This window comes from Chitinophagales bacterium, assembly GCA_019638515.1.
Taxonomy (GTDB): domain Bacteria; phylum Bacteroidota; class Bacteroidia; order Chitinophagales; family LD1; genus UBA7692.
The window spans coordinates 346,124-357,950 of record JAHBTS010000001.1; the positions used below are offsets into that span (position 1 = coordinate 346,124).

Consider the following 11,827-nt stretch of genomic DNA (forward strand, 5'->3'; position numbering starts at 1 on the left):
AATATTGAAATGAAAAAGTATAGTTCACTCTTTATGTTCATGATGCTTGTCTGCTTAGGCAATGCGCAAACCTTAAACGAGCTTATAGGAAGTGCAGTAACCAACTATCCTAAAATAAAAGAATTGAAGGGAAATGTAGCATTGGCAGATGCTAAAATACAATTGGCAAAGAGCGGCTACCAGCCTAATATCGCTATCAACGGAAGTTACAACTATGTGGCTCCGGTGAGCAAGGCAAATTTTTTGGGAAACGAAATTCAATTTCAACCTAATCATAATTACAATACCTACTTATCTGTAAACCAAACTATTTGGGATTTTGGACGAACCAATGCCAGTGTGCAAAGAGCAAAAGAAGAGCAAGCACAAGTTAAAGAAAATCTCAAAGCAAGCGAGCTGGGTTTGGCATACCAAGTTGCAGTATTGTATAATAATATAGTGCTGCTGCAAAAGAATATTGCATTGCAAGATGCCCAAATAAAATTGGCATACGACAACTATAAACTGGTAGAAAATAAAATAAAAAACGGAGATGCGCTTAGCTACGATTTAGTGAATGCCGATGTGCGCGTAAAGGTTGCAGAAAACAAAAAGGTGGATTTACTGAACCAATTAGAAAAGCAGCTGAATCTATTGAAATTCTATACAGGCAATGAACAAGCGCAAGTAACCGCAACTTCATTTGAATCGGGGAAAGATGCAGCAAGCAATGCCACTTCCGGAAACATGGATATAGCATTGGCAAATAGCAGACTACATGCCGCGCAGGTAGATTACAAAACTTCTATTTCTAATTTTTTGCCCAACCTTTTTGCCAACGGAAATGCCGGTTGGAAAAATACCTACCTGCCCAATATAAAAGAGATGCGCTTTAACTATGTTGTAGGCGCAGGCTTAAATATTCCCATTTATGATGCAGGCAAAGCACTGGCGCAGCGCAAAATGGCAAAACTTGCCATAGAAACGGCAAAGCAAAATTTACTGTATGCACAGCAAGCTGCCAACAAAGATGTGCTGCAGGCACAGGCCGATTTTAATGCTAACCAAACGCGCCTTCAAAATACCGCTGCTATTGTAAAGCAAGCCGAAGCTGCTTTCAACTTGGCTCAGTCGCGCTACAAAAACGGAACTCTCACCTGGCTCGATTTAGAAAATGCACGCATTAGTGCCGAAGATGCACGCTTTTCGCTTATTCAGCTAGAATACCAACTGGCATTGAATAAATTAGAAATGAACCGTATTGCCGGAGTGCGCTTTTGGGAAGGGCAGTAGCGGTTTATATAGATTAGGTCGGTTGTTTAGTATCAACACGGTTGTTTGTTACACTTGCACCTAGCGGTCAATCTACACAGCCGATGTATTCCCACTATTTTTTTTCTGGAAACCTATTACAAAAATCAGCCACGCTATAAGCGCAAAAAGGCTAGCAGCCAAAATAGGAAGTGCCGCGTTATAGCTAACTAAAACACCTGCTATAAGTGGAGGCAAGGCAAACGCCACACTCTGTACCGATTGCTGAATACCTAGAATTTCGCCCTGTGTTTCTTTAGAACTAAGCTGCGAAACAATACTTGTAATGTTGGGTTGCGTAATACCCTGTGCCAATGCAATAAATGGTTGAATAAGCAATTGCCATTTCCATTGGTTAGGGAAAACAATTAGAACCAAAGCGCTCGCCATCATTAGTAAACTTATGCGCAGCACGCTTGGCGGAGCCAATCTCGATGCTAAAAAACGAGTAACCACACCTTGTGTAAAGGCAATCCAAATGCCAATATACCCAAAGAGCATTCCAATATCTTTTTGCGAAAAGTCGAATTGCTTAATCAGATAAACCTGAAAGAATTGCATAAAGAAACTAAAGCCAAAAGTTTGAAAGAAGATGGTGAGTAAAATAACGCGCATTTCTTTTAGTTGGAATGCACGTTTTAAATTTTGTATGCCCAACCATAAGCTCACATGGCGGTTGCTTGCTGGTTTAAATGTTTCGGGGAATTGCTTAGCCACATAGTAAAAATTTACTACCGAAAGAAATGCAGTAAACCAAAGTGGCGTAGCAAAATTGAACCATGGGAACCAGGCATTGGGTGCTGCCAGCACACCGCCAATAAATGGACCTAAGATAAAACCTAAGCCGAATGCAGTGCCAACTAAGCCAAAGTTTTTAGCACGGTCTTTTGGTTCGCTAATATCTGCGAGTGCAGCCAATACAATGGCAATATTGCCGCCCATAAAGCCGGGTAAAATACGCGCAATAAACAGCAGCCACAGCAACTTAAAATGAATAGCTATTGCAAAGCATACATAACCAATAAAAGTGCCGGCAATGCTTATTTGTAAAATACGTTTTCTGCCTTTTTTATCGGCAAGTGCACCTAAAATTGGTGCGCCAAAAAACTGAGCTGCAGCAAAGGAAGCTGCCAATACACCATAGATAACATTGCGCTGCGCCTCTGTAATTTCTGGCGCAATCATGCCATGTTCGTTTCTAATAATAAGTGGTGCAAAAATTGGAATAATGATTCCCACACCCAGCATATCTATAAAAACGGTAATAAATACAGCTAAAAGAGGCGATATCTTTTTTTTAGGCATCAGTTGTTTTCAATAAAAAAAGCCTCTCGGTATTCGAAAGGCTTTTCTATAAGTTAAAGAATAAGTTGCAAATTATGCTTCGGCAACTACCGGAAGCACGTGTACAAATCTTCTATCGTTTTTACCCTTTTTAAAGGTTACTACACCTTCGGTAATAGCAAAAATAGTGTGATCTTTTCCAATATCAACACCTTTTCCCGGGTGGTAAGCGGTGCCTCTTTGTCTTACAATAATATTTCCGGGAGCGGCAACATCACCACCAAAGATTTTAATTCCCAAGCGTTTGCTATGCGATTCTCTTCCGTTCTTTACCTTACCTTCACCTTTCTTATGAGCCATTTCTGTATCTTTTTATGGTTTAGAAATTTAATTATCCTATGCTTTCAATTGAAATTTGAGTAAGCGACTGGCGATGACCTTTAGTGAGTTTGTAGCCTTTTCTGCGTTTTTTCTTAAAAATGGTTACTTTGTCATCTTTTACATGGCTAAGAATCTTAGCATTTACTTTTACTCCGTTTACGGTTGGAGCACCAACAGAAACATTTGAGCCATTTTGGGTTAGCAACACTTTGTCAAAAGAAACGCTATCGCCCTCTTTTCCTTCTAAGCGGTGCACATAAACCTTTTTACCGGCTTCTACTTTAAATTGTTGTCCCTGAATTTCAACTATTGCGTACATGATTCCAAAATTTTTGGGGTGGCAAAGGTATCCTTTTCTTTTGTTTTTCCAAACGTTGGTTGTTTTTTTCGTTTAGAAATTCAGAAAATATGCGATTTGCCGATTTTATTAAGCTGTCAATTAAAAACGTTTTCTAATATCTTCCAGTTCTCCTTTTGGAATTGCTGAAATAAGTTTTTGGGTATATTCCTTCTGCGGATTGTTGTAAATTTCATCGCTGGAACCCATTTCTTCAATTTTCCCTTTATTCATTACAACCATGCGGTCGCTCATAAATTTCACCACGCTTAAATCGTGCGAAATAAAAATATAGGTAAACTTAAATTCTTCTCGTAACTGAATAAGCAAATTGAGTACTTGTGCTTGTACCGACACGTCTAATGCACTCACAGATTCATCGCAAATAATAAATTTGGGATTGAGTGCCAAGGCACGGGCTATACAAATTCTTTGGCGCTGACCTCCGGAAAATTCGTGTGGGTAGCGGTAAAAGAATTCAGGCTTCATATTTACTTTTCCGAGCAGTTCAACTACTTTTTCTTTTCGCTCTTTTTCGTTGCTGTAAATACCGTGTACGCTCATGGGTTCCATAATGGCATCGCCAATGGTAATGCGTGGGTTGAGCGAAGAATATGGGTCTTGGAATATAATTTGAAGGTTTTTGCGCACATCCATCATTTCTTTGTTGGAAAGCGAGAGCAGGTCTTTTCCATCAAAAATAATTTTGCCGGAAGTGGCAGGTGCCAATCTAAGAATGGTGCGTCCTAAGGTTGTTTTTCCGCAACCGCTTTCGCCTACCAGGCCTAAGGTTTCTCCCGGATACACATCAAACGAAACATCATCTACCGCTTTTACATATTCCACGGTATTGCCCATAAAATCTTTTTTTACGGGAAACCATGTTTTTAAATTTTCAACTCTTAAAACCGGCTCTTGTTTCAAGAGTTTTTCTCTGCGTTCATCGGTTACTTTAGGATCGATTACTACTGCCTTAATGGCATCTTCTACTGAGGTGTTTAGTTCTTCAATGGAGCCGTCTTCTTTTTCGCGCATAAAATCTACTACGGTAGGTAGTTTGCTTAGGCGCTTGCCCAGTGGCGGGCGGCATGCCAATAAACTGCGGGTGTAGGGGTGTTGCGGGTTGCTGAATATCTCTAATACGGTTCCTTGCTCTACAATTCTTCCTTTGTACATTACTAAAACCCTGTCGGCAATTTCGGCAATTACTCCGAGGTCGTGGGTTATGAACATAATAGCACTGTCTATTTCGTGCTTAAGTTGGTACATTAAATCGAGAATGGTTTTTTGCACCGTTACGTCTAGTGCGGTAGTTGGCTCATCGGCTATAAGTATGGATGGGTTGCAACTCATTGCCATAGCAATCATTACACGTTGTTTTTGCCCGCCCGAAAGTTGGTGTGGGTAGGCATCTAAAATACGTTGCGGATTGGGCAAGCGCACTTTTTCAAACATTTTTAGGGTAATGTCTTTTGCTTGCTGCTTGTTTACTTTTTGGTGTAGTAAAATAGCCTCCATTACCTGGTCGCCACAAGTAAAAACGGGATTGAGCGAAGTCATGGGTTCTTGAAAAATCATGGCAATTTCGTTGCCGCGATAGTGGCGCATGTCTTTATCGGCAATTTGTGCTAAATCTACCTGTTTGCCATCGCGCGTGTTGTATAGTATTTGCCCGCTTGCAATTCTACCCGGAGGGTTAGGTATTAGGCGCATAATAGATAGGGAAGTTACGCTCTTGCCGGATCCCGATTCGCCTACTATTCCAATGGTTTCGCCTTTGTTTAGTGTAAACGAAACATCGTTCACAGCTTTTACAATACCGCTATCTGTTTTAAACTCGGTAACTAAATTCTTTACGTCTAAAAGAAGTTTGCTCATGTTCTAATTAAGATGGGCAAACGTAATTTAATTTACATAAAATACCGCTACAAACTTCTAAATGTACTTCCCAACTGCTAGGTATAGTGTGTTTTCCAATTAGCACACTTTAGAATATTTTGTTAAGAAACCAAACGGTGTTTTTTCGTTTATTTCTGCCATGCTTAATACTTTAGAACATTGAATATTGATGATGAATTTTAAATTTTTGTTTTTAGGCGCTTTTACTGCTGTGGTAATGGTATCTGCCTGTAATACTTCTAAGCAGAGTATAAAGCAGCCACAAGCGTATGTTGGAGTAATGGAGGAGGATACTTTAGAGGAAATAACGCTTAATTTTCAGAAAGAAAGAACCTACCGTGCATCGTATCCAATGGTGTTTAACTTGTTGCATACCAAACTGGAAGTTCAAGTAGATTGGGAAAAGAAATATTTGCCGGGCAAGGCAACGCTTACGCTGAAACCGCATTTTTATCCGGCCGATACTTTGGTACTCGATGCTAAAGGCATGGCAATAATCGAAGTAGCTCTTTTAGAAAGAAATGCACTCCCCAAGCCGATGGCATACTCGTACGATAGCCAGCAGATAAGAATACCACTCGGCAAATTCTATACAGCAAAAGATACGCTGCGAGTTTTTATAGATTATGTTTCAAAACCGGATGAGCGCAAAGCCGGAGGCTCCGTAGCTATTTCCAGCGATAAAGGTTTATACTTTATCAACCCATCGGGCAAAGAAGCTGGAAAGCCCATACAGCTTTGGACACAAGGTGAAACCGAAGCAAGTTCTTGTTGGTTTCCAACTATTGAAGCTACCAACCAGCGTTGTACCGATGAAATTGCTATTACCTGCGAAAAGAAATATACCACACTTTCCAATGGTATTCTTACTGCTACTAAAGACTTGGGTAATGGTTTGAAAACAGATACGTGGGTAATGGATTTGCCGCATGCTCCATACTTGTTTATGATTACAGTTGGTGAGTTTGCAGTAATAAAAGACAAGTGGCGAAATATTGCGGTAGATTACTACGTGGAACCGGAATATGCTGCTTATGCCAAAGATATTTTTGGCAATACGCCAGAAATGATGGAGTTCTTCTCGAAACGTTTGAATTATACCTATCCGTGGCAGAAGTATTCGCAGGTAATAGTGCGCGATTATGTAAGCGGAGCTATGGAAAATACTTCGGCTTCACTTTTTGGTGAATTTGTGCAGCGCAATAAGCGCGAATTGATGGATTTGAATTTTGAAGATGTTGTGGCACACGAACTTTTTCACCAATGGTTTGGCGATTTAGTTACGTGCGAAAGTTGGAGCAATTTGCCATTAAACGAATCTTTTGCCAACTATGGCGAATACTTGTGGGCCGAACATAAGTACGGACAAATGGAAGCAGATAGGATGCTACAGCAAAATTTAAAGCGCTACATAGATGAGTCGCAAAATAAAAATGTAGATCTCATCCGCTTTTATTACGATGACAGAGAAGAAATGTTTGATCGCCACAGCTACGAAAAAGGAGGGCATGTGCTGCACATGTTGCGCCATATTGTTGGCGATGAAGCATTTTTTAAATCGTTGGAATTGTATTTAAAAACTTACGCATTTCAATCGGTAGAAATTCATCAGTTGCGCATGGCTTTTGAAGCAGTAACAGGGCGCGATATGAATTGGTTTTTCAACCAATGGTTTTTAAATAATGGACATCCCAAACTCAACTTTACGTACGCTTATGAAAAAGATACTGCGTATGTGATTGCAGAACAAAAGCACAATACCGATAAGGAGTTTATATACGAACTGCCATTTAAAATTCAACTTTGGAATGGCACTGCTACAACTACTTATCCGGTAACTCTAAAGCACGCCCGCGATACTTTTAAATTTTATTCAAAGGCTATTCCCGATTTAATTGATGCCGATGCCGATAGGGTACTGCTCTGTGGAAAAAAAGAAAACAAGCGTTTAGATGAGTATGTGTTTCAATACCAAAAGCATCCACTTTTTACAGCTAAAATGGAAGCACTGCAAAAACTAAAAGATGCGCAAAACGAAAATGTAAATGCCAAAAGCACCCTTATTGCCGCATTGAGCGATTCATTTTATTTTATTAGAAAATATGCAGTAGAGCATATTAAATTCAATGCAGATTCTGCACCCGAAATTGTTGCCAAAGTTAAAAGCATGGCATTGAGCGATAAGCACCCCAACGTACGCACCGCTGCGGTGCAAAAGATTTCAAAAATAAAGAATAGAGATTTGCTTGAAACTTTCATTAAGTGTTTAAGCGATAGTTCTTACGCCACTCAGTCCGAAGCACTAAAGGCAATCAATGCAATAGATACAGCTATGGCTATGCAGTTGGCAAAACCATTTGAAGGAGAAGCTTCGTATGATTTAAACGATGCCGTTTGCGCCATTTATGCTGCCTCCACTTCCGAAAAATACAACAACTTCTTTTTAAAGAAATTTACTACCGTAAAAGGATATGGGAAATATCCACTCATGTATCACTATGCCCACTATCTTTTTAACATGAATAAATCAACCATTCTAAGCGGAGTGGAAACCTTGAAACTGCAAGCGCTTGGTACTGAAACTAAGTTGCTGGCATCTGCAGGGAAAGGAGCCATAAAGCGAATTGTAAAGCAGTTTGAAGAAAAGAAGAAAGCCCTAAATTCGGATGCAGCTAGTGGATTGGCAGCCGATTACGACACTATTATTACAGCAGCCAACGAGGCCATAAGCGCTATCAATAAAAAAACAGAAGAAGAAAAGAAAAACTAAGTGAGCCGCCACACACCATATAGCAATCTCAGCGATGAAGAGTTGGTACACCGCTACCGAAACTCTTACGACTTGGCGTATGTGGGAGAATTATACCACCGCTATACACATTTGGTATATGGTGTGTGCTTAAAGCATTTTAAAAATGAAGCCACTGCAAAAGATGCAGTAATGCAAATTTTTGAAAAACTAATTACCGATTTAAAGAAACATCATATTGCGGTATTTAAACCCTGGTTGCATACCGTAGTGAAAAACCATTGTATGATGCAGTTTAGAAGCAATACCACAGCTACTAAGCGCCAGCAAGAATACAAGCAAGAAGTACAGAATGAAACCAGCTTTGATGTGGAAAATCAGTTGGAATTGCATCTTGAAGCAGCAGAAGAAAAAGAATGGTTCTTAACACACTTAAATGAAAGCATAGGAGAATTGCGCGATGAACAAAAAAAATGTATCGAATTGTTTTACCTAAAAGGCAATTCGTATCAAGAAATTAGCGAACTCACCGGCTTCTCATTAAATGAAGTAAAGAGCTATATTCAAAACGGAAAGAGAAATTTAAAGAACATTATCATAGAAAAACATGAGCGGGCAAAAAAGAAATAACATGCCACTCACACAACAAGGAGTGATAACAGAAGAAGCCATGTTGGCTTATCTGAAGGGCGAACTATCACCCGAACTCACTGCACAGTTTGAACAACTTCTGGCAGACGATCCTTTTGCGCACGAAGCTATGGGAGGGCTGCAAGCTGCCAATCCCAATACATTAAAAACCACATTCGCAACCATCTCACAGCAAGTAGAGGAAAAAACAGGTGCTACTAAGCAAGTTGCAACCGTTTCGTTTTATGGTATTGCACGTTATGCGGCCGCAGCAGTTTTAATAGTGGGGCTTATTGGTTTTGCATTCTTAATTACAAACTACTTTAATAAGCAAGCAAACCAAGTTGCATTAAGTAAAGAAGAGTCGTTGCCACAAGCTACAGAGGCAACTCCATTATTTAACGAAACCCAAGAACCTACCGTAGTACCAGATACTATTGCGCCAGCTCAAGATTCGCTTGCGGTGGCAGCTCCGGTTGTAGAGAATATACAGGAAGAAGCCGATATGGCTGCCGAAACAAGCGAAACCAGTATGGCTGCCAAGGCTGTGCAAAGCAAGCAAATAGCAATTGCCGCACCCACCGCCCCACCTGCTATAAGTACTGTTTCGGGAACTGAAGCAAAGAAAGCCGATGCAAGAATGCAGGCAACAAAATTGGCAGAGAAAACAGCAAAAGAAACATCTGCAAAAGCCAAACAAACACCGATAGATCCAGCCAAACCTGTGGTAGCAGCAGATGCAAGCAAGCAAGAAAGCCAAGCTGTAGTATCACCAATTCAAAACAGCGCAAGTGGTGCTTCAGCCGAAAAACTGCCCGATAATATGGATGATGCCATGGAAAGTTTTAATAGCAGAGATTACAAGGCAGCTGCAAAAAAGTTCAATAAAATTGTAGATAAGGATCCATCAAATTTAGATGCTATATACTTTGAAGGTATAAGCCAGTTCATAAATGGCGACAACAACAAGGCACTTAAAAGTTTCGATAAATTGCTGGTAAAAGGTGCTAAGCACGCTGATGGCTCTAAGTGGTATAAAGCCCAAATTTTACTTAAAAAAGGTAAGAAAGAAGAAGCAAAAAAGCTATTGCATGAGTTGCAATCGGGTAATAGTAGCTTTAAAGACAGAGCCGTAAACAAACTGGAAGAAATAGAAAAATAACCAATAGCTTTTTATACTCCAAAGAGTTGCTGCATCAGTTCATTGCTAAATTTTCCTTCGGGGTCTAATCTCTGTTTAAGTTGTATAAAATCAGGTAATTTTTCGTATTGTTTTTCAAGATACTGTTTGTTTACCGTAAACTCTTTTCCCCAGTGCGGTCTGCCGGAGTGTTGTTGAGCGAAAGTTTCAAAATCGTGTAAAATATTTTCCCATTGCGAATCATAATGGTTGTAAGCTCCAATCCAAATGGTATTGCGTTGGTAACATTCGCTGAGCCAGAAATTATCGGCTTGTGTAAACCGTATTTCTTGAATAAAATTAAAGGTATGCGAGGTTTCGCTAAATAGTTTTTGGTAGTTGGTAAGAATTTCTTTGGCATCTTTTAAATCGAAAGCCCACTCTGTTTCTCTGTGTTTTGGTGGCTCCGGCACACGAAATACTTTAAAGCTTTTTTCAATTCTATGTAGAGGGTTATCAAACTGCGAAGTTAAAAGTGCATTAATGCGCGGGCGAAGTGAGGGAACTAAGTTCCCAATAAATACCAAGGTTCTATAACCTATTACCGATACAATTTCATCTTTAAAAATTTGACGAAAGCGGGAGTCGTTTACAGCATCTTGGGTTCTTTGGTAGGTGAATACTACTACATTTTTAGAGGGCGGCAACCACCAAATTTTAAAGTGGTGGTATTGCTCCAGCAGTTGGTCTAAGTTTTCTATTACGGTATGAAACGGAGAGGTGTATGTATGTTCTTTCAGATTAAAAGCACTGCAAAGTTGAAGCGTAACCTCAGAGATAATTCCTAATGTGCCAAGGTTGATGATAGCTGCATTAAATTCATCGGAGTCTTTGGTGAAAATGTGTTTAGTACCATCGGCTGCAATGATTGAAAACCGGAGTACTTGCGATGCCAAGCATTGGAATTGTTTTCCCGTGCCATGTGTGCCGGTACTCATTACTCCTGCAATAGATTGTTTATCTATGGAACCTAAATTGGAAAGTGCCAATTGGTGTTTATCTAAGAAAGCATTTAGTTGCCAGAGTTTTATGCCGCTTTGTACGGTAATGGTTTGGGCAGCAGTATCGAGTGCAATTACTTGTTGGTAATAATCTAAGTTTAGTAAAAGCTCTTGGGTGCTAAAGTGGTTGCTCCAAGAGTGCGCACTGCTTGCTATTCTTATGTTTTTATGTTGTTTTACGAGTTCAATTATTTCGGTTTCGGTATGTGGTTGCGCAAATAGTGGAGCTGTAAATTGAATATTGCCTGCCCAGTTTTTGAAGGCAATTGATGGTGATGTTTTTTTCATATGCGGTAATGAAGTTCATAAAAAAACCATTCCCAAAATAGGAATGGCTTTTTGTATTGTAATAGAAAATGTGCCTACCAAGTTACTTCTACCTTATCGCGCTCAATAATTTTGCGAAGGTTAATAAGTGCATAGCGCATTCTGCCTAAAGATGTATTGATGCTTACATTGGTGTAGGCTGCAATTTCTTTAAAACTGAAATCGTAAAAGTGGCGGAGCACAATTACTTCGCGTTGATCTGAAGGCAATTGTTCTAGTAAACTTTTAAGTTTATTCTCTTTAGATTCAATTTCCTCAAAATCGTGTTTGGGTTTGTCTTCCACACCAATGTATTTAAATATATCTTCACCGGTGCTGGTTGTTACGGTAATGCCGGGTGCATTTTTTGTTTTTCGAAAGTAATCTATGCAATGGTTGTGAGCAATTCTTAGCAACCAAGGGGCAAATTTTCCTTCTTCGTTGTAGTTGCCGCTACGCAGTTTATTGATGGCTTTAATAAAGACTTCTTGAAAAATATCTTCGGCAAGATACTTATCGCGCACCATTACAAAAATGGCGGTAAAGACTTTGTCTTTGTGGCGCAAAATAAGTGTTTCTAAAGCTGCTTCTTTACCATTTTGATATTGTTGCAGCAGCGCGTGGTCGCTTAAAGCATGAGCATTCATACGTGTTCTGTTTTTTAAGTGAACAAAATGTAGAACTCAATGCAATAGGCAGTAGCGTTGTTTTTTGTAGTTTGAAAAATAAAAATGAAAGCCATTCGTAAAATCGAAACTCGATTTAAAAAC

Annotated in this window: 10 protein-coding genes; 4 read left to right on the plus strand and 6 right to left on the minus strand. The window is 39.7% G+C overall.

Going from position 1 to position 11,827, the window contains the following annotated elements:
- Positions 1-9 precede the first annotated feature (9 nt).
- Entirely contained in the window at positions 10-1,272 is a 1,263-nt protein-coding gene (locus KF872_01535; GenBank protein ID MBX2902208.1) for a TolC family protein, read from the plus strand.
- Positions 1,273-1,344: 72 nt separating this feature from the next.
- Here the strand turns inward: KF872_01535 and KF872_01540 are convergent, their stop codons facing one another.
- From KF872_01540 to KF872_01555, 4 genes are all read right to left on the minus strand, one after another.
- A complete protein-coding gene (locus tag KF872_01540; protein ID MBX2902209.1) occupies positions 1,345-2,595 on the minus strand; it encodes an MFS transporter in 1,251 nt (416 codons plus the stop codon).
- Between the two features lie 72 nt (positions 2,596-2,667).
- Positions 2,668-2,934, minus strand: coding sequence for a 50S ribosomal protein L27 (gene rpmA / locus KF872_01545; protein MBX2902210.1), 267 nt, complete (start codon positions 2,932-2,934; stop codon positions 2,668-2,670).
- 31 nt (positions 2,935-2,965) lie between these two features.
- Complete coding sequence (gene rplU / locus KF872_01550; GenBank protein MBX2902211.1) at positions 2,966-3,274, minus strand: 50S ribosomal protein L21; 309 nt, start codon at positions 3,272-3,274, stop codon at positions 2,966-2,968.
- 120 nt (positions 3,275-3,394) lie between these two features.
- Positions 3,395-5,170 (minus strand): ABC transporter ATP-binding protein, encoded by a 1,776-nt coding sequence (locus KF872_01555; protein ID MBX2902212.1) that lies wholly within the window; start codon positions 5,168-5,170, stop codon positions 3,395-3,397.
- Between the two features lie 190 nt (positions 5,171-5,360).
- Here KF872_01555 and KF872_01560 point away from each other — a divergent pair, with 190 nt between their 5' ends.
- The 3 genes from KF872_01560 to KF872_01570 are packed head-to-tail and all read left to right on the plus strand — an operon-like array spanning position 5,361 to position 9,732.
- The gene (locus KF872_01560; protein ID MBX2902213.1) at positions 5,361-7,961 is read left to right on the plus strand and encodes a M1 family metallopeptidase; all 2,601 of its coding nucleotides are present in this window, start codon (positions 5,361-5,363) and stop codon (positions 7,959-7,961) included.
- Positions 7,962-8,570, plus strand: a complete 609-nt coding sequence (locus KF872_01565) for a sigma-70 family RNA polymerase sigma factor (GenBank protein MBX2902214.1) — start codon at positions 7,962-7,964, stop codon at positions 8,568-8,570.
- Positions 8,548-9,732: a hypothetical protein gene (locus KF872_01570; protein MBX2902215.1), complete on the plus strand. Its 1,185-nt coding sequence runs from the start codon at positions 8,548-8,550 to the stop codon at positions 9,730-9,732. Before KF872_01565 ends, KF872_01570 begins: the two co-directional genes overlap by 23 nt.
- Before the next feature lie 11 nt (positions 9,733-9,743).
- Here the strand turns inward: KF872_01570 and KF872_01575 are convergent, their stop codons facing one another.
- Both KF872_01575 and KF872_01580 read right to left on the minus strand, forming a co-directional pair.
- The gene (locus KF872_01575) at positions 9,744-11,039 is read right to left on the minus strand and encodes an FAD-binding protein (protein ID MBX2902216.1); all 1,296 of its coding nucleotides are present in this window, start codon (positions 11,037-11,039) and stop codon (positions 9,744-9,746) included.
- A 74-nt stretch (positions 11,040-11,113) separates the two neighbouring features.
- The gene (locus KF872_01580) at positions 11,114-11,704 is read right to left on the minus strand and encodes a sigma-70 family RNA polymerase sigma factor (protein MBX2902217.1); all 591 of its coding nucleotides are present in this window, start codon (positions 11,702-11,704) and stop codon (positions 11,114-11,116) included.
- Positions 11,705-11,827 lie beyond the last annotated feature (123 nt).